This window comes from Corynebacterium variabile, assembly GCF_006539825.1.
Classification (GTDB): Bacteria; Actinomycetota; Actinomycetes; order Mycobacteriales; family Mycobacteriaceae; genus Corynebacterium; species Corynebacterium variabile.
Genome location: NZ_BJNT01000020.1, coordinates 26999 through 48998 on the forward strand (window position 1 = coordinate 26999; position 22000 = coordinate 48998).

15 protein-coding genes and 1 pseudogene are annotated in these 22000 nt (G+C 68.1%); 11 read left to right on the plus strand and 5 right to left on the minus strand.

Annotation, left to right across the window (positions count from 1 at the left end):
* Positions 1-76: 76 nt before the first annotated feature.
* Both CVA01_RS12020 and CVA01_RS12025 read right to left on the minus strand, forming a co-directional pair.
* Positions 77-940 carry an efflux permease Rv1217c-related protein gene (locus tag CVA01_RS12020; RefSeq protein WP_141331013.1) on the minus strand — a complete coding sequence of 288 codons (864 nt, stop codon included), beginning with the start codon at positions 938-940 and terminating at the stop codon, positions 77-79.
* Positions 937-1851: pseudogene (locus tag CVA01_RS12025) on the minus strand (ABC transporter ATP-binding protein). Before CVA01_RS12025 ends, CVA01_RS12020 begins: the two are co-directional and overlap by 4 nt.
* Before the next feature lie 270 nt (positions 1852-2121).
* Between CVA01_RS12025 and CVA01_RS12030 the strand changes: the two are divergent.
* A complete protein-coding gene (locus CVA01_RS12030; RefSeq protein ID WP_141331015.1) occupies positions 2122-3651 on the plus strand; it encodes an AbgT family transporter in 1530 nt (509 codons plus the stop codon).
* 15 nt (positions 3652-3666) lie between these two features.
* Here the strand turns inward: CVA01_RS12030 and CVA01_RS12035 are convergent, their stop codons facing one another.
* Together CVA01_RS12035 and CVA01_RS12040 are read right to left on the minus strand one after the other, a co-directional pair.
* A complete protein-coding gene (locus tag CVA01_RS12035; protein WP_141331017.1) occupies positions 3667-4356 on the minus strand; it encodes a YqeB family protein in 690 nt (229 codons plus the stop codon).
* Positions 4349-4957 (minus strand): TetR/AcrR family transcriptional regulator, encoded by a 609-nt coding sequence (locus tag CVA01_RS12040; protein ID WP_141331019.1) that lies wholly within the window; start codon positions 4955-4957, stop codon positions 4349-4351. The genes CVA01_RS12035 and CVA01_RS12040 overlap by 8 nt, the downstream gene beginning before the upstream one ends.
* Positions 4958-5160: 203 nt before the next feature.
* Between CVA01_RS12040 and CVA01_RS14965 the strand changes: the two genes are divergently transcribed.
* Positions 5161-5322, plus strand: coding sequence for a hypothetical protein (locus CVA01_RS14965; RefSeq protein WP_170209780.1), 162 nt, complete (start codon positions 5161-5163; stop codon positions 5320-5322).
* 52 nt (positions 5323-5374) lie between these two features.
* Here CVA01_RS14965 and prfB read toward each other — a convergent pair whose 3' ends face one another.
* Positions 5375-6508 (minus strand): peptide chain release factor 2, encoded by a 1134-nt coding sequence (gene prfB / locus CVA01_RS12045; protein WP_014009228.1) that lies wholly within the window; start codon positions 6506-6508, stop codon positions 5375-5377.
* A gap of 72 nt (positions 6509-6580) precedes the next feature.
* On the opposite strand from prfB, the gene CVA01_RS12050 reads away from it, so the two are divergent.
* The 9 genes from CVA01_RS12050 to pgi all read left to right on the plus strand — a co-directional run bounded on the left by CVA01_RS12050 (position 6581) and on the right by pgi (position 21942).
* The gene (locus CVA01_RS12050) at positions 6581-7447 is read left to right on the plus strand and encodes an inositol monophosphatase family protein (RefSeq protein WP_373862680.1); all 867 of its coding nucleotides are present in this window, start codon (positions 6581-6583) and stop codon (positions 7445-7447) included.
* Between the two features lie 104 nt (positions 7448-7551).
* Positions 7552-9261, plus strand: coding sequence for a glycoside hydrolase family 13 protein (locus CVA01_RS12055; RefSeq protein ID WP_141331023.1), 1710 nt, complete (start codon positions 7552-7554; stop codon positions 9259-9261).
* 74 nt (positions 9262-9335) lie between these two features.
* Positions 9336-11786, plus strand: a complete 2451-nt coding sequence (locus CVA01_RS12060) for a glycogen/starch/alpha-glucan phosphorylase (protein WP_141331025.1) — start codon at positions 9336-9338, stop codon at positions 11784-11786.
* On the plus strand, positions 11783-14104 hold the full coding sequence (gene glgB / locus CVA01_RS12065; RefSeq protein WP_141331027.1) for a 1,4-alpha-glucan branching protein GlgB: 2322 nt from the start codon (positions 11783-11785) through the stop codon (positions 14102-14104). The genes CVA01_RS12060 and glgB overlap by 4 nt, the downstream gene beginning before the upstream one ends.
* Positions 14101-15411, plus strand: a complete 1311-nt coding sequence (glgC, locus tag CVA01_RS12070) for a glucose-1-phosphate adenylyltransferase (protein ID WP_244938286.1) — start codon at positions 14101-14103, stop codon at positions 15409-15411. Before glgB ends, glgC begins: the two co-directional genes overlap by 4 nt.
* Before the next feature lie 5 nt (positions 15412-15416).
* Complete coding sequence (gene glgA / locus CVA01_RS12075) at positions 15417-16934, plus strand: glycogen synthase GlgA (RefSeq protein ID WP_141331029.1); 1518 nt, start codon at positions 15417-15419, stop codon at positions 16932-16934.
* Entirely contained in the window at positions 16931-19186 is a 2256-nt protein-coding gene (gene glgX / locus CVA01_RS12080) for a glycogen debranching protein GlgX (protein WP_244938287.1), read from the plus strand. The genes glgA and glgX overlap by 4 nt, the downstream gene beginning before the upstream one ends.
* Positions 19187-19395: 209 nt before the next feature.
* Entirely contained in the window at positions 19396-20256 is an 861-nt protein-coding gene (gene hisN / locus CVA01_RS12085; protein WP_141331031.1) for a histidinol-phosphatase, read from the plus strand.
* Between the two features lie 15 nt (positions 20257-20271).
* Positions 20272-21942, plus strand: coding sequence for a glucose-6-phosphate isomerase (pgi, locus tag CVA01_RS12090; RefSeq protein WP_141331033.1), 1671 nt, complete (start codon positions 20272-20274; stop codon positions 21940-21942).
* Positions 21943-22000 lie beyond the last annotated feature (58 nt).

Here is a 22000-nt window from a genome sequence, read left to right on the forward strand (position 1 = left end):
CGACGAAAGCCACCCACACCAGTCGCCAGATCTCCGGGCGCAGGCCGTGCAGTGCCGCTGCAGCGGCACCGAACACCTACACCGCCGGCGTGAGCAGTACATGACCGGCCAGACAGGACACAACGTCGCCGCCGCGACCGGTGACCAGCGCTGCTCCGACCCCCTCCCCCAGGCTGGCGAGCCCGAGCAGCAGCACCACCGTCACCGCCCGTACTCCGGCCCAGAACAGATACCAGCGCATCCGCCCTACCCCGGTGGCCAGTACGGTCGCAGTGAACCCCTGCTCCTCGTGTCCTGCAAGGTCCTGCACCTCCAGCAGTGCATACGCGGTGACGGCGAGCCCGAAGAAGAGCCCCATGAACCCGAGGTAGCCGTCGACGAGGCCGTCACGTCCGCCGAGCAGGTCGGTGAGCGTGCTCGGCAGGTCGTCCGCACCTCCGCCGATCGTGCCCGCGAAGAGGCCGAAGACAAGTCCTCCGATCGCCAGGGACACCGCCCACCCCATCACCCCGGTCCGCTGCAACCGCCAGACCAGGGCCGGGACGGTGCGGACCCACCCCGGTGCCACCGCGGATCCGGGACGGTCGGGCAGCAGGCTCGCCCGACCGGTCCGCTCGTCGACGCGGGTATGCCGGATGACGGTCGTCATACCGAGGACCGCGGCGGCGAGCATGAGGTAGAGAAGGTAGACGCCGGCGATCATCCGCGGCACGGTGATGTGGTCGTAGCCGTAGCCGGGCCCGCCGACGAGCATGGTCACCGGGTTGCCGAGGATCGGAGCGAAGGATCCGAGCTCGGTGCCGTGGTCGGTGACGACCGTGATCGCCACGGAGAAGTACAGGGCGAACATCGGCACGCCCGCCACCCACAGTGGCAGGCGGAGCCGGTCACGGCGCAGCTGGAACCGCAGGGCGGCACCGGTGCCGGTGACCGTGGTCATGCGTCCGCCCGCCCGTCGTCCGCCCGCCCGTAGTGCCGGAGCAGGAGCTGCTCGAGACTCGGCGGTGCCGCGGAGATACTGCGGACGTCGTGCTCGCCGAGCGCGCGGATCACCGCAGCGAGGTCGGCACTGTCGACGTCGAAATGGACATGGCAGGCGTCCTCCCCGAGCACCTCAGGGTCGTGGACACCGGGCAGGTCGGCAAGGTCGGTGACGGGTTCCCCGGCCCGCACGGTGACCGTGGTGCGGGACAGGTGCCGCATCTCCTCCGGGGTGCCGGTCTCGACGATGCGGCCGTCACGGATCACGGAGATCCGGTCGGCCAGTGCCTCCACTTCGGCGAGAATGTGGCTGGACAGCAGGACCGTCGCGCCACGGCGGGTCAGTTAGTGGACACAGTGCCGGAACTCCGACTCCATCAGCGGGTCGAGTCCGGAGGTCGGTTCATCGAAGTGGAACAGGTCCGCATCGGTGGACATGGCCGCGACGAGGGCGCCCTTCTGCCGGTTCCCCTTGGAGTACTGCCGTCCTTTTCTCGTGAGGTCGAGGCCGAACCGGTCGACCAAGGCGTCCCGACGTGCCCGGTCAGTGCCGCCGTGGAGCCTGCCGAGGACGTCGAGGATCTCCCCGCCCGTGAGGTTCGGCCAGAGTTCGACGTCCCCGGGGACGTAGGCGGTGCGCCGGTGCAGGGCGACGGCGTCCGTCCACGGGTCGAATCCGAGGACGCTGACCTCCCCGGCGTCGCAGCGCAACTCCCCCATGAGGATCCGGACTGTGGTGGATTTGCCCGCACCGTTGGGGCCGAGGAAACCGTGGACCTCGCCGGCGCGGACGTCGAGGTCGAGATCGTCGAGAACGGTGGTGTCCCCGTAGCGTTTGACGAGGCCACGGAGGTGCACCGCGGGTGCCAGACTGCTCTTCCACTGTGACATGACTCCGATGCTAGTACCACATCACTGCAGGTCGACTGGTGTATGAGGATCACTTCCGCCGCCCAGACCCGCATTCTGCGTGCGACCCTCGAACACCGTTGATACTGTGCAGAAATGTGTGACAGTGATACACCGACCCCCTCAGAAATCTAGCAGGATGCAGTAGAAACCCTCAGCAACGATGCGGGGCCACCGGAATCCCCGAGCCCACCAGAGAACACCTCCTCCGGGGAGACGAGGACGCCGGGTCTGCTCGGCGTCGTCGAACGGATGGGCAACCTGCTGCCCAACCCCTTCTGGCTCTTCGTCGGCCTCGCCGGAATCGTCCTGGTCCTCAGCTGGCTCGGCTCGCTGATCGGGATGTCCGCGACGGACCCGGAGACCGGCGACAAGGTCGAGGTCGTCAACCTGCTCAGCAGTGACGGACTGACCGACATCGTCTCCGGGGCGGTCACCAACTTCACCGGGTTCCCGCCGCTCGGGGTCATCATCACCGTCATGCTGGGCGTCTCCGTCACCGAGCATTCGGGCCTCATCTCCGCCGCCGTCCGGGCCGTTGTCGCCCGGACCGGACCGAAGACCCTGACCTTCGTCGTCGCCCTGACCGCCGTCACCGGCTCCATCGCCTCCGACGCGATCTTCGTCATCATGATCCCGCTGGGTGCCATGGCGTTCAACGCCCTGGGACGCTCGCCCATCGTCGGTGCGGTCGTCGCCTTCGCCGCGTCCGCCACCGGATTCAACGCCTCACTGCTGCTCAACATCACCGACGTGCTGCTGTCCGGTATCTCGACTTCCGCGGCGCACATCGTCGACCCGGACTACGAGGTCAACCCGCTCTCCAACTACTACTTCGTCATCGGCTCGTCCATCGTCCTGGCGATCATCATCACCCTGCTCACCGAGCTGTACATGGACCGGAAGATCCACCAGATCGTCGATCACGACCAGGTCGACTACAGCGAGGTGAGCTTCACCGACGACGAGGGCCGGGAGATCACCGGTCTCACCCTCAAGCCGAACGAGTCACGGGGCCTGAAGCTCGCGGGTCTCGCGCTCGTGGTCTGCCTGGCGCTCTACTTCGCCCCTCTCTTCGTCGGAGGTTCCCCGCTGCAGGGCGAAGGTGGCGCCGTGATGGAGAGCCCGCTGATCACCAACATCGCCGTACCGATCGCCGTGATCTTCTTCATCCTCGGTCTGGTCTACGGCCTGGCGGTGAAGACCATCACGACCGCCACCGACGTGTCCGACTTCATGGCCCGCGGACTGCAGACCATGCTGCCGATCCTCGTGCTGTTCTTCGTGGTGGCCCAGTTCGTCTCCTGGTTCTCGGCGTCCAACATCGGCATCTGGGTCTCGATCAAGGGCTCTGACCTGCTGCAGAGCTGGGATCTCCCCGCGCCCGTGCTCTTCTTCGGTGTGGTCGTCATGGTCGCCGTGCTCAATATGCTGGTCACCTCCGGCTCAGCACAGTGGGCACTGATGGCACCGGTCATCGTGCCGATGCTGATGTACATCGGTGTCACCCCCGAGGTCTCCCAGATGCTCTTCCGCATCGGAGACTCCGCTACCGCCGTCGTCACCCCGCTGAACCCCTACTTCGCCATGGCCTTCGCCTTCCTCATGCGCTACTACCGGAAGGCCGGACTCGGCACGGTGATGTCGATGATGCTCCCCTACTGCATCGTCGTCATCATCGGCTGGTACCTCTTCTTCCTCGGCTGGTGGGCGCTGGACATCCCGCTGGGTCCGGGCACCCCGATGGAGTACCCGGCATAGGGAGGACGCTCCGGGTCACACCAGCCGGTACTGCTGGCGCCCCTTCCGGTCCCGCACGGCGACACCGGCAGCTCGGAGCTTCTCCAGCGCAGCCTCCGCTTCCCCGTCCTTCTTGTCCGCCAGGGCCCGCTTGCGTGCACGGAGCAGATCATCGACCGCGGCGTCCTTGCGTCCGTCCCCGTCGATCCAGTCGGTGAAGTCGGCGGCGAAGGGGTCGGCGTCCGCCAGAGGCGGATAGTCGTGCTCCTCCAGCGCGGCACGCAGCCCCGGGACCATCTCGTCCTCGATGCCACCGCGGTAGACCTCGGCGTCCCCGTCGAGGACCACAAACTCCTTCTCGGACGCCACCAGCAGCGTCATCCTGTCCTTGGAGAGGAACCTGTCATCGGTCTTGTGGTGGAGGGTGATACCCCAGTCGGCGACCTCGATCGCCCCCGAATCATCCATCCACGCGGTGCAGATCACGAAGCCGGCGATGCCGCCGAAGGCGACGAGGATCGGCAGAACCCAGGCGAGGGAGAGCTGGTCGAGAGCGCGCAGAATCACCGGGGCCTCGCCGAACAGGTCGACAAGCCAGCCGACCAACGGCCCGACGAGGAAGGCGAGCACCAGCCCGAGGACGGCACCGACGACGGTGAAGATCGGCCGGTACCAGGCGGGAATGGTGACGGTGGTGGGATCGAACTTCTCAGGCCGTTCAGACATGGTCGGATTCTTTCAGGTAGCCCGGTCGCAGGTAGCCCTGCGCGGTGCGTCGCACCTCGGGTGACGGATCGTGGCCGGGTTCGGCGTTGAGGTAGCAGGCGTCGACGACGGTCATCAGCCAGCCTGCGGTGTGGTCCGGGTCGAGAATTGCATCGACCTGACCTGCATTGATGGATCGTCGGATGAGATCAGTGAGCCCCTTGCGCTGGACGGCGGCGACCTTTTCTGACGCGGCGACCAGTTCCGGGTCGTGCCCCATCCGGCGCAGCGACTCGACGAGCATCCCCTGGGCATAGGGGTACGCGGCGTCCTTCGAGAGTTCGCTGAGGATGTCGAGGATGGACGCCAGGGGGTTGTCGGTGTTCCGGTGCTGCTCGATGAGCTTTTCCGCCGCCGGCAGGTCGGCCTCGAACGGGGCCCGGAACAGCGACGCCTTGTCAGGGAAGTAGTAGAAGATACTGGCCGGGCTGGTGCCGACCTCGCGGGCGACTTGAGCGACGGAGGTGGACTCGAACCCGTTGGTCGCGAAAAGTCGGGCGGCGACCTCGGCGATCTCCGCCTTCTTCTGCGCGATCTTCTCCGGGTCGACCTTCCTGGCCACTGCTTGCCTCCACTGACTCAGATAGTTTCTTTGACTGACCAGTCAGACATTAGCAGAGGGGTGGCCGCTTACCTACCTCCCCCACGACGACTGTCATGAGCTGACCCGGATCTGCACGATCCGTCGGACAGATTCTTCCGATCCGGGTCAGCTCATGACACGGGCACGTAGGAGCACGGACCCGCGGACAACCTCGCGGCACGATGGGAGCCGATCCCGAGGTCACCGCAGTTCTCCTGCAGGCCTCTGACGAGACCACCGGAGGACGCCTCGCCCAGCGCGAGCACGGCGACAGCCTCACGGACCACATGCGACGCAGCACAAGGGCCCTGCCGTACACGACAGAACCCGACAGTCCGGGTTGACCGCCCTAGGGGTAGGTTAACCCGGGTCAACCTGGGAGCGAGACGCGAACCCCTACGCGTCCTCGCCCTGCTGCTGGGCCATGCGCCAGCGGATGCCGGCCTCGAGCAGCCCGTCGATGCCACCGTCGAGCACCTTGGACGGGTCGTTGACCTCGTAGTTCGTCCGCAGATCCTTGACCATCTGGTACGGGTGCAGCACATAGGACCGCATCTGGTTACCCCAGGAGTTGGAGCCGTCGCCACGCAGCGCGTCCATCTCCGCGGCCTCTTCCTGTCGCTTGCGCTCCAGCAGTTTCGCCGCCAGCACCCGCATGGCCGAGGCCTTGTTCTGGATCTGCGACTTCTCGTTCTGACAGGTCACGACGATGCCCGTCGGGATGTGCGTCAGTCGCACGGCGGAGTCGGTCGTGTTCACCGACTGACCACCGGGGCCGGAGGAGCGGTAGACGTCCACGCGCACGTCGTTCTCGTCGATGTCGACGTGGTCGGAGGTCTCCACCACGGGCAGCACCTCGACCTCGGCGAAGGAGGTCTGGCGGCGTCCCTGGTTGTCGAAGGGGCTGATGCGCACCAGGCGGTGCGTCCCCTGCTCGACCGAGAGGGTGCCGTACATGTAGTCGCCGTGGACGACGAAGGTCGCGGACTTGATGCCCGCCTCCTCGGCGTAGGAGATGTCGTAGACCTCGACCTTGTGGCCGTTCTTCTCGGCCCAGCGGGTGTACATGCGCATGAGCATCTCGGCCCAGTCCGCGGCATCCACGCCACCGGCGGCGGAACGGATGTTCACCACGGCCTCGCGGTCGTCGTATTCACCGGAGAGCATGGTCGTGACTTCGAGGGACTCGATGTCGGCCCGGAGATCAGCCAGCTCGGCGTCCGCCAGTTCCTTGGCCTCGGCGCCCTCGGCGGCGTCCTCCACGGCGGCCTCGTCGGCCATCTCGTACATCACCGGCAGATCATCGAGCCGCGAGCGCAGCCCACGGACTTTCTTCAGCCGCGACTGCACATGGCTCAGCTGCGAGGTGACCTGCTGGGCGTGGTCGGGGTCGTCCCACAGCGACGGGTCGGCGGCCTGCGCCTCGAGCTCGCGGACACGGTCATCGAGTTCGTCGAGGTCCAGCACCTTCTCAATGGTGGTGAGGGTGCTGTCGAGGTGGTCGAGCGCTTGGGTGACATCCGGCTGCATGGTCGCCTACTCTACCGCCCCACACCCCACCCCATCGCGCGGACCCCGACCCGCCACGGCACAATGGGCAGCATGAGTTCGCAGACCTCACCGATCCCTGCCGAAGCACTCCAGGCCATCACCAAGACCTTCATCATCGCCCACGACCGCGATGACGACGCCGCCCTTGCGCAGGCCCTCGTCTACAACGCCGGCCGTCTCGCGTGGCGGATGCGTGAAGCCGGACTGACCACCGAGTACAAGACCTCGGTCTCCGATGTCGTCACCGTCGCCGACAAGGCCGCCGAGGAGTTCATCGCCACCACACTGCGTACCCTGCGTCCCGAGGACGGTCTGCTCGGCGAGGAGGGTACCTCCGCCCCCTCGCACTCCGGACGCACCTGGGTCATCGACCCGGTCGACGGCACCTACAACTTCACCACCGGCTCGGACTACTGGTGCTCCGCACTCGCCCTGGTCGAGGGCGATCCGGAGGACCCCGACCTGCTCCACTTCGGTGCGGTCCACCGCCCGGCGATGGGCTACACCTGGTTCGGCGGCGCGGACTTTCCCACCACCGTCGACGGCCGCCCGGTCGGACGCCTCGATGACTCCCCGCTCAACGTCACCCCGGACCGGACCTGCCTCGGCGGTTACCTGCACCCCACCGACATCGCTGACCCGGCAGTCGGCGCGGCCTACACCGCAGTCGTCAAGGAGTTCGCGACGGTCCGCTGGAACGGCTCGGCCTCGGTGGACCTGGGCAATGTGGCGCAGGGCAACACCGGCTGCTGGATGCAGCACAGCGTCCTGCCGTGGGACCTGCTGCCCGGCCGTGCGCTGGTCGAGGGTGCGGGCGGACGCGTCGAGCGTGTCGAGGCCGCCGGCAGGCTCTGGTCGGTCGCCGGTGCTCCGGCCTCGGTCGCCAAGGTCGTCGAGATTTTCGGCGCCCAGGACTGAGCGCCACCTTCACACCGACGCCTCAGCCGGGATCGACCCGACCGGTTGGTTTCCGGCAGCGTCACCACCCTGCCGGGTCGTCCCTGACCACGTAGGGTGGCGCCATGAGCCACACACCCACCGACTGGTGGCGCCGCGCCGTGATCTACCAGGTCTATCCCCGTTCCTTCGCGGACTCCGACGGCGACGGCCTCGGTGATCTCCCCGGCATCACCGCGCACCTGCCCTACCTGCGCGATCTCGGGGTGGACGCCGTGTGGATCTCGCCGTTCTACCCTTCCCCGCAGAAGGACGCCGGCTACGACGTCGCCGACTACTGCGATGTCGACCCCCTCTTCGGCTCCCTCGACGACGCCGACACCCTCATCGCCACTGCCCATGACCTCGGTCTACGCGTCATCGTCGACCTGGTTCCGAACCACACCAGTGAGCGGCACGAGTGGTTCCAGGCCGCCCTGGCCTCCGCTCCCGGGAGCCTGGAACGCGACCGGTACATGTTCCGCGACATCGACGAGAATGACCCGGACACCCCGCCGAACAACTGGGAGTCCAACTTCGGCGGCGCAGCGTGGTCGAAGACCGAGGGAGCGACCGGCGGCGACCAGTGGTACCTGCACCTCTTCGACTCCTCCCAGCCCGACCTGAACTGGGGGAACCAGGAGGTCAGGGACACCTTCGACGGTGTCCTGCGGTTCTGGCTGGACCGGGGTGTCGACGGCTTCCGGGTCGATGTGGCCCACGGGATGATCAAGGAGCCTGGCCTGCCGGACGTGGAGATCCGCGACGCCGAGGCAGGCACCGACGACGCGGCCATGGCGTCCACCTCCACGCCCTACTGGGACCGGGACGGCGTCCACGACATCTACCGCCGGTGGCGGAAGATCCTGGACAGTTACAGCACAGACACCGCCGAGCGGATCATGGTCGCCGAGGCGTGGGTGCAGCCGATCGACCGGATCGCCCGGTACGTCCGCCCTGACGAGCACCACCAGGCCTTCAACTTCTCCTTCCTCGATACCCGGTGGGACGCCGCCGCGCTGCGCGAGGTCATCGGTGAGTCCTACCGGGTCAATGACGCCGTCGGCGCGCCGACGACCTGGGTGCTCTCCAACCACGACGTCATCCGGCACGCCACCCGCCTGGCACTCGCTCCGGAGGAGGCGGTCACCCAGCTCGCAGGCCCGGTGACAGAGCCGGACCGCACAGTCGGCCTGGACCGGGCCCGCGCCGCGACCACCCTCATGCTCGGCCTTCCTGGCTCGGCGTACCTCTACCAGGGCGAGGAGCTGGGACTTCCCGAGGTCCTCGACATCCCGGACGACAGGCGCCAGGACCCGACCTTCTTCCGCACCCGTGGCACGGACACACCGGAACTGGGACGCGACGGCTGCCGCGTCCCGGTTCCCTGGTCCGCCGACGAGGTGCGGAACCCGGCAGCGGACAAGGCAGCGCCGTGGCTCCCGCAACCGGAGATCTTTGCCGACCTGGCGGTCGACCGGCAGACCGGGGACGCGGCGTCCACCCTGGAGCTGTACCGCTCGCTGCTGCACCTGCGGAAGGAGCTCGGGATCGCCGACGGCACGGCGCGGGTCCTCGAGACCCGGACAGACACCGTCACAGACACCGTCGCTGTGGAGGTCACACCGACAGAAGAGGCCGACGGGAGCGTTCTCATCGTCGCCAACCTGGGCACCGACGACTGGCTGGTTCCGGCGGACAGACAGGTCATCGCCGCAAGTCGCCCGGGTGTCACCACCTCGGTCCCGGTGGACTGCACCGTCTGGCTGGCTGGCCTAGGATCGCATGTAGAGTGACGAAACCATCCGGTCGGGACGCCGGGCCCCGCCGAACGTGACGCCGGTGTCCCCTGAGGACAACCTGGAGCCCCATGTCCGAGAGAATCCCCGTCCGTGGCGTTGACCGTGACGATCTCACGCTGCCCGAGCCGACCGCCGACACGTTCCGCTGGTGGCTGCTGCACCACCTCCAGTTCACCGTCGGCAAGGATCCTGACAACGCCTCGAAGACCGACTGGCGACTCGCCCTGACCCACACGATCCGCGACCGGGCGGTGACCCCCTGGTTCGAATCGACCCGCAGGACCTGGACCGATGACCGCAAGCGCGTCCACTACCTGTCCATGGAGTTCCTCATCGGACGTCTCCTCGAGGACGCCACGATCAATCTCGGGCTGCGCGACGTCGCCGAAGAGGCACTCGACCAGCTGGGCCTCAGTTTCGCCGAGCTCACCGACGATGAGCCGGACGCCGCCCTCGGTAACGGCGGTCTGGGCCGGCTGGCGGCCTGCTACATGGAGTCCATGGCCACACTCGGCTGCCCCGGTTTCGGCTACGGCCTGCGCTACGAGCACGGCCTGTTCAAGCAGAGTTTCGACCACGGACGCCAGATCGAGACCCCGGAGGACTGGCTGGCTACGCCGAACCCGTGGGACTTCGTCCGGCCGGAGTCCGCCTACGACGTCGGCTTCGGTGGACATGTCGAGGACGGCGGGGACGGACACCGCGTCTGGCACCCCCGCGCCCGGGTGCAGGCCGCCGCCCATGACACGCCCGTCATCGGTTACGGCGGCAACTGGGCGAACACGCTGCGACTGTGGGCCGCACTGCCCACCGCCGACCTCTTCGACCTGGACCGCTTCAATGCCGGAGAGTTCGTCGCGGCGTCCAACCACGAGGCCATGGCACGGGCCCTGTCGAAGGTGCTGTACCCCAACGACTCGACCGAGGGCGGCAAGGAACTGCGCCTGTCCCAGGAGTTCTTCCTCACCTCGGCCTCCGTCCAGGACATCCTGCGGCGCTACCTGACCTCGCACTCCGACCTGTCGCGTCTGCCGGAGTTCGTGGCGATCCAGATGAACGACACCCACCCGGCGATCGCCGGCCCGGAACTGATCCGCCTGCTCGTCGACGAGCACGGCTTCGACTTCGACTCCGCCGCCGACATCACCACACAGGTCCTCGGGTACACCAACCACACCCTGCTGCCGGAGGCCCTGGAACGCTGGTCGATCGGGCTGATGGGCAAGACCCTGCCCCGCCACCTGGAGATCATCGAGCGCCTCGACCACCGCGAGATCGAACTGTGCGGACCACGCCCCTACGGGGTCGGACTGATCGGTGACGGACACGTGAAGATGGGTGAGCTGGCCTTCGTCACCAGCCACAAGGTCAACGGTGTCTCCGCCCTGCACTCCGACCTGGTCAAGCGGGACCTGTTCCCCGTGATGGACCGGCGGCATCCGGGCCGAATCCTCAACGTCACCAACGGCGTGACGCCCCGGCGCTGGATGAAGCTGGCGAACCCCCCGTTGGCGGAGCTGGTCACCGACACCATCGGCGAGGGGTGGGAGACCCACCTTGACCGGCTCGCCGAGATCGAGGACCATCTCGACGACCCGGGTCTGTTCGACGCCTTCGGCGAGACCAAGCGGCTGGCCAAGGAACGGCTGGTCGCCTGGCTGAAGGAGCATCACGACATCGAGGTGCCGGTGGACGCCCTCTACGACATCCAGATCAAGCGTCAGCACGAGTACAAGCGCCAGCTGCTCAACATTCTCTGGACCATCGCCCGGTGGCAGCGCATCAAGCGCGACCCGACCAACGGCGGGAAGGGCTGGGTGCCCCGGGTGAAGATCTTCGGCGGCAAGGCCGCCGCCAGCTACGAGGCCGCCAAGGACATCATCCGGCTGATCAACGACGTCGCCGAGATCGTCAACAACGACCCCGACACCCGCGACCACCTGCGCGTGATCTACCCGCCGAACTACGACGTCTCCATGGCGGAGGAGCTCATCCCCGCGGCGGACCTCTCCGAGCAGATCTCGACCGCCGGCATGGAGGCGTCCGGCACCGGCAACATGAAGTTCGCCCTCAACGGTGCGCTGACGATCGGCACCCTCGACGGCGCGAACGTGGAGATCCGCGAGCAGGTCGGCGCCGACAACTTCTTCCTCTTCGGTCTCACCACCGACGAGGTCGCCGAGCGGCGTCAGATGCCGGACCACTCCCGTGCGGCCATCGACCAGAGTCAGGCGCTGCGCGATGTGCTGCAGGCCGTCGCCGAGGGCACCTTCAGCCCCGGCGAGATGTACCGCTACGGCGGGCTGGTCGACAACATGTGGAACAGTGACTGGTTCCTCGTCGCCTCCGACTTCGACTCCTACGATGCCGCCCAGGACCGGGTCGACGAGATCTACCGCGATACCGCACAGTGGCAGCGCAAGGCCCTGATCAACGTGGCGCGGATGGGATTTTTCTCCTCGGACCGGTCGATCCGCGAGTACATGGAGAAGATCTGGGACGTCAGGAGCGCGCTGTGACCGGCCGCCCTCCCCCTGGTGGCGTCCTCACCGCCGAGGATGCCGCGCACATCGTCGCCGGCACCCTGCGCGACCCCTTCGCCGTGCTCGGCCCGACCTCCGACGGACGCCACGTCGTGGTGTACATCCCCGGCGCGTCCGCGGTCGCGGTGGTCAACGACACCGACGAGGTGGACCTGACCCCGTTCCCGGACGCCCCCGGCGTCTTCACCGGGGTCATCCTGCCCTACTACCGGCTGCGGGTGACCTGGCCGGGGATCGGCTACGGCGAAGGGGCCACCGAGCTCCGCGAGGACCCGTACCGCTTCGGCCCGGTCATCGGCCCGGCTGACGAGGAGCTGCTGAGAAAAGGCACACATCGTCGGCTGTGGGAAGTCCTCGGGGCGCATGTGACGACGCACGAGGGGGTCGACGGCGTCCACTTCGCAGTGTGGGCCCCGGAGGCGTCACGGGTAAGTGTGGTCGGTGACCACGACGCCTGGAACGCGTCGGCCCATCCGATGCGGCTGCGTGGCTCGACCGGGGTGTGGGAACTGTTCCTGCCCGGCCTGGGCGAGGGGGCGGTGTACAAGTACGACCTGCTGGACGCGCACGGGGGGCAGCTGCCGCAGAAGGCCGATCCGGTGGGGTTCGGCGCCGAGCCCGCCCCGGCGACCGGGTCGGTCGTGCGTCGTCTCGGCGTCCACGACTGGCAGGACGCCGCGTGGATCACCCGCCGTACAGACCCGACCACACCGGGGGTCGGCAACCGCGACCGGCCGGTGAGCATCTTCGAGGTCCATCTGGGGTCCTGGCGCCGGCACGCCGACGGCACCCCACTGACCTACCGGGAACTGGCCGTGGACCTCGTCGACTATGTCGCCGACCTGGGCTTCACCCATATCGAGATGCTTCCGGTCTCGGAGTATCCCTTCCCCGGATCCTGGGGCTACCAGCCGATCGGGCTGTACGCGCCGACGAACCGCTACGGCACGCCGGAGGACTTCGCCTTCTTCGTGGACGCCGCCCATGCCAGGGGTCTGGCGGTGCTCGCCGACTGGGTACCCGGCCACTTCCCCACCGACGCCCACGGCCTCGGCCGGTTCGATGGCTCCGCCCTCTACGAGCACCTCGACCCGCGCCGCGGCTTCCACCCGGACTGGACGACCTGGATCTTCAACTACGGGCGCCCGGAGGTGGCGAACTACCTCACCGCCAACGCCCTCTACTGGCTCGACGAGTACCACCTCGACGGGCTGCGGGTGGACGCCGTCTCCTCGGTCGTCTGGCGGGACTACTCCCGTCGCGTCGGCGAGTGGGTGCCCAATGACGAGGGCGGACGCGAGAACTACGAGGGCATCGACATGCTGCGGGACACGACCGCGGAGACTGCCGCAGAGTTCCCGGGCACCACGATGATCGCCGAGGAATCCACCACCTTCCCCGGCGTCACCGGGCCACCGGACGCTGACGGACGCCCCGCCGGGCTGGGCTTCGACTACAAGTGGAACCTCGGCTGGATGAATGACTCGCTGACCTACTTCGGCCGCGACCCGCTGTACCGGAGGTTCCACCACAACCAGGTGACCTTCGGGCTGACCTACGCCTTCACCGAGGCGTTCGTCCTTCCGGTCAGCCATGACGAGGTGGTGCACGGCAAGGGGTCGATGTACGGCCGGATGCCCGGCGGCCCCGACCATGCGGCACGGCTGGCGAACATGCGGGCCTTCTACGGCTACATGTGGGGGCATCCGGGCAAGAAGCTGCTGTTCATGGGCACCGAGTTCGGCCAGGTCGCCGAGTGGGACTTCGCCGGTGAGCTGGAGTGGAACTGCCTGGACGACGCCGGCCACACTGGGGTGCAGTCCCTGGTCCGGGACCTCAACCGGCTCTACCGCACCACACCGGCCCTGTACCGGCGTGACGGTGACCCGGGCGGGTTCCACTGGCTCATCGTCGACGCCGACGGGTCCGGTTCCCCGGACACCCCGGAGGCCGCCGACGAGGTCTTCGCCTGGGTACGCCACGGTGATCCGGGTGATCCGCGGGTCGTCGTGGTCCTCAACCTGACCCCGGTGGAGCGCTCCGGCTACCGCCTGCCCTTCCCCGCCGCCGGCACCTGGGCCGAGGCGCTCAACACCGACTCGTCCTTCTACGGCGGCGGTGACGTCGGCAACTGCGGCGCCGTGACCACCGACGCCGTGCCCTGTGGTGGTGAGAGACACTCCGCCCTGGTCACCCTGCCGCCCCTGTCCGCCATCTTCTTCGTCGAGAAACCTGACACCGCACCAGACTCCACACCTGACTCCACACCTGACATCACGGAGGAAACACCATGACCACAGCAGACCTTCCTCGACCGGAATCCGGTGGCATGCCCGTCGGCGCGCAGCCACGGCTCACGGCCCAGACCATGGCCTTCGTCCTCGCCGGTGGACGCGGCTCCCGGCTCCAGGAGCTCACGGACCGGCGCGCCAAGCCGGCGGTGTACTTCGGAGGTAAGTCACGGATCATCGACTTCGCCCTGTCGAATGCGCTGAACTCCGGTATCCGCAAGATCGCCGTCGCCACCCAGTACAAGGCCCATTCACTGATCCGGCACATGCAGCGCGGCTGGAGCTTCTTCCGCGCCGAGCGCAATGAGTTCCTCGACATCCTCCCGGCGTCCCAACGCGTCGCCGGGGAGAAGTGGTACGCGGGTACCGCGGACGCCGTCACCCAGAACATCGACATCGTCGACGACTACGGCGTGAAGTACGTCATCGTCCTGGCCGGCGACCACATCTACAAGATGGACTACGAGCTGATGCTGCGTCAGCACGTCGACACCGGTGCGAAGGTGACCGTCGGCTGCCTCACCGTGCCACGGGAGGAGGCGTCCGGCTTCGGCGTCATGCACACCGACGTCACCGGCCGCATCGTCGACTTCCTTGAGAAGCCGGCCGACCCGCCGTCGATGCCCGGGCACCCGGACATGTCCCTGGCGTCCATGGGCATCTACGTCTTCGAGTGGTCCTTCCTGCGCGAACTGCTCCGGGAGGACGCCGACGACCCGACCTCCGCCCACGACTTCGGCCACAACATCATCCCGAAGATCGTCAAGGACGGCTCCGCCTACGCCCACCGGTTCAGCGAGTCCTGCGTGATGACCGGGCATGAGACCCGACCCTACTGGCGTGACGTCGGTACCGTCGACGCATTCTGGCAGGCCAATATCGACCTCACCGCCTTCATCCCCGACCTGGATCTCTACGACAACTCCTGGCCGATCTGGACCTACTCCGAGCTGGTGCCGCCGGCGAAGTTCGTCCATGACGAGGACGGACGCCGCGGCTCCGCGGTCCAGTCGATGGTCTCCGGCGGCTGCATCATCTCCGGTGCCGAGGTGAAGAACTCCATGCTGTTCACCAACACGCGCCTGCGGTCCTACTCCGAACTCGACCATGCGATACTGCTGCCCGGCGCGCACGTCGAACGCAGCGCCCGGCTGACGAACTGCGTCGTCGACAGCGGTGTGGTCGTCCCCGAGGGGCTGGTCATCGGCGAGGATCCGGAGGAGGACGCCAGATGGTTCCGCCGGACCGAGTCCGGCATCACCCTGGTGACCCAGCCGATGCTCGACCGTCGCGGTGAGCTGGGGCAGTGACCGGCATGTCTCCCTGTCCCCGCACCCGGCGCGTCCTCTCCGTCGCCTCCGAATGCGCACCGCTGATCAAGACCGGTGGTCTCGCCGACGTCGTCGGCGCCCTGCCCGCCGCCCTCGAACCCCTGGGATGGCACACCCGTGTCCTGCTGCCCGGTTACCCGGGCGTCCTCGCCCAACTGGCCGAGGCCGGGACGACGCTGCGCCGGGTGTGGGCCACCGAAGACCTCTTCGGTGGTCCGGCGACGGTGCGGCGCGGCGTGTACCGGACCACCGGCGGTACCGGCGGCACCGAACTCGATCTCATGGTGCTGGATGCCCCGCACCTGTTCGACCGACCCGGCGGCCCCTACTCCGTCGACGGCCACGACCACCATGACAACCATGTGCGCTTCGCCGCCCTGTCCTGGGTCGGGGCACGGCTGGCGGTGGAGGGCACGGCCGACCGGTGGCGTCCGGATCTGGTGCACGCCCATGACTGGCAGGCCGGGCTGGTGCCCTCCTACCTGAAGTACGCCGGCTGTGACGTCCCCACGGTGGTGACCGTGCACAACATCGCCTTCCAGGGCATCTTCGGCCCCGACCAGCTCGACCGGCTGAAACTGCCGACCTGGGACTTCCACCCGGAGTCCCTGGAGTACCACGGTCTGGTCTCCACGCTGAAGGCCGGGATGGTGCACGCCTCGCGGGTCACCACCGTCTCCCCCAGCTACGCCACGGAACTCGCCACCCCGGAGTTCGGCTTCGGGTTGGAGGGCGTCGCGGCGATGCGCCTGGACCGTGGCGAGATGACCGGCATCCTCAACGGCATCGACACCGCAGCCTGGGATCCCTCCACCGATCCCGCGGTGACGCCGTTCTCGGCGTCCGACCTCGCAGGGAAGGACGCCAACCGCGGGGCACTGCTCGCCGAGTTCGGGCTGGACCCTGCCGGTGACCGCCCCGGGCCACTGGCGGTCGTCGTCACCAGGCTGACCCACCAGAAGGGTGTCGACCTGCTGTGTGACGCACTGCCCGGTTTCCTCGATGCCGGCGGGACCGTCGCCGTGCTCGGTTCAGGCGATCCCGGCTATGAGTTCGCCCTCGGTGAGCTGGCCGCCCGCTACCCCGGGGCGATGGGTGTGTGGATCGGCTACGACGAGGCCCTGAGCCACCGCATGTACGCGGGCGGGGACCTGGTGCTCGTGCCCTCACGGTTCGAACCGTGCGGGCTGACCCAGCTCTACGGGCAGCGCTACGGTGCCCTGCCGCTCGTCGCCGCGACCGGTGGGCTGCGCGACACCGTCACCGACGCCACCCCGGAGAATCTCGATGCCGGGACCGCCACCGGGTTCAGCTTCAGTGACGTGCGCCTCGGCGGGACGATCGACGCCGGTGGTCTCGGCTTCGCCCTCGGTCGGGCCGCCGACCTGTACCGCGATACGGACGCCTGGGACCGACTGCGACGTACCGCGATGACCACCCCGGTGGACTGGGGCACCTCGGCGTCCCGCTACGCCGACCTCTTCGGGGAGCTGGTCGGGTGAGCAGACTGACCGTCTCACGGGGCACACCTGCACCGCTCGGGGTGACCGTCGACGGGGACGCCGTGAATGTCGCGGTGTGGGCTCCGGAGGCGACCACCGTGGAGTTCTGCCTGTTCACGGCGCGGGACGACGGGACAGACACCGAGCTGCGCGTCCCCCTGCCCTGGCGTTCCGGCGGAATCCGCCACGCCCGCATCACCGGCCCCGGGCCCGGCGACCGCTACGGCCTGCGGGTCGACGGTGTGTGGGACCCGGACACCGGCCGCTACGCCAACCACGCCAAGCTGCTCATCGACCCGTACGCGCGGATCATCGAAACCCCGCTGACCTGGCATCCGCTGATGTCCGGCTTCACCGATGACGGGGACGCCGACCCACGGGACAGTGCGCCGGTCGTGCCGAAATGTGTGATCCCCGGGGTGTCCTCCCTGTCCTCCCTGTCATCCCGGCCGGAACGCCCCCGGCATGACGCTGCCGACCTCATCATCTACGAGTCCCACCTCAGAGGTCTTTCTGCCGCGCACCCGGAGGTGCCCGAGGACCTGCGCGGCACCTATGCGGGCATGACTCATCCGGCGATCATCGACCATCTCACCGGCCTGGGCGTCACCGCGGTGGAACTGCTGCCGCTGCAGACCTTCATCGACGACCGATTCCTCGTCAACCGCGGGCTGACGAACTACTGGGGCTACCAGCCGGTGAACTGGTTCGCTCCCGAACCCCGCTACGCCACGGACCGGAGCGGCGTCACCGCGGACCGGGAACTGCGGGAACTCGTCGACACCCTCCACACCGCAAGGATCGAGGTCATCCTCGACGTCGTCTACAACCATTCCGGTGAAGGTGACGAACTGGGTCCCACCTTGTCGCTGCGCGGCCTGGACAACAACGGCTACCACCTCATGGACGGACCCGAGTTCGTCGACGACACCGGCACCGGCAACACTCTCGCCGTCGACCGTCCACCGATGCTCCGCCTGGTCACCGACAGTCTGCGGTACTGGGTGACGGACATCGGCGTCGACGGTTTCCGCTTCGATCTCGGCGCCACCCTCGGACGTGTCGGGGTGGGATCCTCCGCCGGATTCACCCCGGATGCCGCGTTCTTCCGCGCCGTCGCCCAGGACCCGGTGCTCTCGCAGGTCCGGTTCATCGCCGAGCCCTGGGACATCGGGCCGGACGGCTACCGGCTCGGCCAGTTCCCTTGGCCGTGGGCCGAATGGAACGACCGGTTCCGCGACGGGATACGCCGGCTGTGGCGTGGGGACAGTCCCGGCGTGACCGACCTGGGGTCTCTGCTGCTCGGCTCGGCGGGGCTGTTCGACGGTCCGACACGCTGGCCGGCGGCACCGGCGACCACCTCCGTGAACTTCCTCACCGCCCACGACGGCTTCACCCTCACCGACGTGGTCTCCTACAACGACCGGCACAACGAGGCCAACGGCGAGCACGGCAATGACGGCCACGGCGAGAACTTCTCCGACAATCTCGGGGCCGAGGGGCCCACCGACGACCCGGGCGTGGTCGAGGCCCGGGCACGGCGCGTCCGCGGGATGCTCGCCACGCTGCTGCTGTCCCAGGGGACGCCGATGCTGCTCGCCGGTGATGAACTGGGCAACGGCCAGGGCGGGAACAACAACGCCTATGTGCAGGACAACCCCACCGGCTGGGTCGACTGGTCGGGGGTCCACGGTGACCTGCTGGCCTTCACCCGTGAACTCATTGCTCTTCGTCGACGGCTGCCGGTGCTACGTCAGTCGGCGTACCGCCACGGGCGGCTCCGCGCCGACGGGCACCGGGACGTGGAGTGGTTCCGCGTCGACGGCACCCCGATGACCGACACCGACTGGCACGCGACCGACGGCCGCCCGGTCGGGGTGATCCTGCGGGGCACGGCGGGGGACACCGACGGCGAGGCGAACTGCGGTGCCGTGGCTCTGGTGGTGAACACCGGCTGTGGTGCCGAGGTGTCCCTGCCCTCAGGTGGAAGTGGAGGCGAGGGCGGCAGTGCTGAGGAGGGTGTCGGCGGCCCGGTCGGTGGTGACGACAACAGTCGTACCTGGACGCTCGAACTCGACTCTGCGCGTCCCGGCGTCCTCAACGAGTCACGGAAGCGACCCGACAGGGTGGTTCAGGATGCTGAGACCACCCCCTCGGGTCGTACCGGGGACAGCACCGGAGAAGGAACCTGGGACGGCACCGGCCCCTACCCCGTCCTCGGACAGTCCGTGGTGGTGTTCTCGGCCGGGTGAGCGTCACCGACGATGTGCCCGGGCCGACTCCACGCCATCACCCGGACGGACCGGCTGCTCCCGCACCCCCTCCGCCTCACCGTGGATCCGCCCGGTGCCCATCCCGGCGCAGGGGGCCACGGCGACGGAAGACCGGGGACGCCGCACGGACCCCAGATTCCGCCGGGCTCACACTGCAGGCATTTCGGCCCCCGCCTATTCTGTAGGCCATGAGTCAGCCTCCGGCCGCGAGCCCGAACCACACGTACGCCGACGACCTCAATCTGGCACTGAACATCGCCAACGCCGCCGACGCCATCACCATGGACCGGTTCGGCGCCGGCGATCTGGAGGTCCATGCCAAGCCGGACCTCACCCCGGTCACCGACGCGGACACCGCCACCGAGCAGAAGGTGCGCGACCTCATTTCCACCCATCGTCCCGAGGACGCCGTCCTGGGCGAGGAGTTCGGCGGCGATGCCGGAAAGGCCGGACGCCAGTGGGTGGTGGACCCCATCGACGGCACCAAGAACTACGTCCGCGGCGTTCCGGTGTGGGCCACACTGATCTCCCTGCTCGTTGACGGCGTCCCCGTCGTGGGTGTGGTCTCCGCCCCCGCTCTGGCACGGCGCTGGTGGGCGGCCGAGGGTATGGGTGCCTGGCGTACCTTCAGCGCCGGCGGAACCGACACCGCACGTCGGATGCACGTCTCCAAGGTCGCCGACGTGGCGGACGCCTCGGTCTCCCTGTCCTCCCTGACCGGGTGGCGGGACGCCGGCCTGCGAGACGAGTTGATCACCCTCACTGACTCGGCCTGGCGGCTTCGCGGCTACGGCGACTTCTGGTCCTACTGCATGGTCGCCGAGGGAACCGTGGACGTCGCCGCGGAGCCCGAGGTCAACCTGTGGGACCTCGCCGCACTCGACATCATCGTGAGGGAGGCCGGGGGGACCTTCACCTCGCTGTCCGGGGTCCCCGGCCCTGACCAGGGTTCGGCGGTCGGCTCCAACGGGCTGCTGCACGATGACGTCCTCGCCGCGCTCGGCGGCGGCGTCGGCGGCGGGGCCCACGGCGAGACCGGGGCAGAGTAGGTTACCGTGGAAAACATGACGCCACTCACGTCCCTCCCTGAATGGAACGCTCTGGTCGACGAGACTGCGCGGATCCGCAACACCACGCTGCGGGACATGTTCCGCGACGACCCCGGCCGGTCCGGAGACCTTTCGTTCGACTGCGGACCACTGCATGTCGACCTGTCGAAGAACCTGGTGGATTTCCCGCTGCTGCGGAAGCTCACCGGTCTTGCCCAGGCCTCGGGGCTGGAGAAGCGCCGCGCGGCGATGTTCGCCGGCGAGCACATCAACGTCACCGAGGACCGGGCGGTGCTGCACACTGCGCTGCGCATCCCGGTGGACCAGGACCTGTCGGTCGACGGTCAGGATGTCGCCGCGGACGTCCACGACGTCCTCGGCCGGATGCGTGACTTCGCCAAGGCACTGCGCTCCGGTTCCTGGCGCGGCTCGACGAACCACACCGTCAAGGAGGTCGTCAACATCGGCATCGGCGGGTCCGACCTGGGCCCGATGATGGCGGCCAAGGCACTGCGCCCCTATCTGACGGCGGGGATCACCCCGCACTTCGTGTCCAATGTGGACCCGACAGACCTGATGGAGACGCTCGACGGACTGGACGCCGAATCCACCCTCTTCGTCATCTCCTCGAAGACCTTCACCACCTCGGAGACCCTGGCGAACGCCCACGCCGCGCGTCGCTGGCTGCTGGGCAGGCTCGGCACCGACACCTCCGACGAGGACGCCGTGCGTGCCGTGGTGTCCAGGCACTTCGTGGCCGTGTCGACGAACGCCGACGAGGTCTCGAAGTTCGGAATCGACACCCGGCACATGTTCGGCTTCTGGGACTGGGTGGGCGGACGCTACTCGGTGGACTCCGCCATCGGACTGTCCCTCATGGCCGCGATCGGACCCCGGGACTTCATGGAGTTCGTCGCCGGGTTCCGCGAGGTCGACGACCACTTCTCGTCCGAACCGCTCGAGATGAACGTGCCCGTGCTCATGGGCATGCTCGGGGTCTGGTACACCAGCGTGCTCGGCGCGCAGTCCCATGCGGTGCTCCCCTACTCCCATGACCTGGGGCGTTTCCCCGCCTACCTGCAGCAGCTGACGATGGAGTCCAACGGTAAGTCGGTCTGCCTCGACGGCTCGCAGGTGACCACGGAAACCGGCGAGATCTACTGGGGTGAGCCGGGCACCAACGGCCAGCACGCCTTCTTCCAGCTGCTGCACCAGGGCACCCACCTGATCCCCGCCGACTTCATCGGTTTCGTCAACCCGCAGGACGACCTGGTCGCCGCCGACGGGTCGACCAGCATGCACGACATGCTGCTGGCCAACTTCCTGGCGCAGACCAAGGTCCTGGCCTTCGGCCGGTCCGAGGAGGAACTGCGTGAGGCCGGGGTCGAGGAGTCGCTGATCCCGCACAAGGTCATGCCGGGTAACCGGCCGTCGACGACGATCCTCGCCGACAAGCTCACCCCGCGGGTGCTGGGTGCGCTGATCGCCCTCTACGAGCACATCACCTTCGTCCAGGGCCTGGTGTGGGGTGTGAACAGCTTCGACCAGTGGGGCGTGGAACTCGGCAAGAAGCGGGCCTCTGACCTGCTCCCCCTGCTGACCGAGGGCAGCTCCCTGTCCGTGGACACCGGCGACGCCTCCACCGATGACCTGGTGGAGCACATCAGGTCCCGCCGGGTGCGGTAGCGGCGTCCCCCTCCCCTCCTACCTGCTCCCTGCCGGGTGCGTTAGGTCACTTTTTCTC

Coding starts and splice junctions, on each gene's coding strand:
- CVA01_RS12060 (WP_141331025.1), top strand. CDS start 9,336: ATGTCCGAGAGAATCCCCGTCCGTGGCGTTGACCGTGACGATCTCACG.
- CVA01_RS12055 (WP_141331023.1), top strand. CDS start 7,552: ATGAGCCACACACCCACCGACTGGTGGCGCCGCGCCGTGATCTACCAG.
- CVA01_RS12050 (WP_373862680.1), top strand. CDS start 6,581: ATGAGTTCGCAGACCTCACCGATCCCTGCCGAAGCACTCCAGGCCATC.
- glgC (WP_244938286.1), top strand. CDS start 14,101: ATGACCACAGCAGACCTTCCTCGACCGGAATCCGGTGGCATGCCCGTC.
- prfB (WP_014009228.1), bottom strand. CDS start 6,508: ATGCAGCCGGATGTCACCCAAGCGCTCGACCACCTCGACAGCACCCTC.
- CVA01_RS14965 (WP_170209780.1), top strand. CDS start 5,161: ATGGGAGCCGATCCCGAGGTCACCGCAGTTCTCCTGCAGGCCTCTGAC.
- hisN (WP_141331031.1), top strand. CDS start 19,396: ATGAGTCAGCCTCCGGCCGCGAGCCCGAACCACACGTACGCCGACGAC.
- pgi (WP_141331033.1), top strand. CDS start 20,272: ATGACGCCACTCACGTCCCTCCCTGAATGGAACGCTCTGGTCGACGAG.
- CVA01_RS12020 (WP_141331013.1), bottom strand. CDS start 940: ATGACCACGGTCACCGGCACCGGTGCCGCCCTGCGGTTCCAGCTGCGC.
- glgA (WP_141331029.1), top strand. CDS start 15,417: ATGTCTCCCTGTCCCCGCACCCGGCGCGTCCTCTCCGTCGCCTCCGAA.
- CVA01_RS12035 (WP_141331017.1), bottom strand. CDS start 4,356: ATGTCTGAACGGCCTGAGAAGTTCGATCCCACCACCGTCACCATTCCC.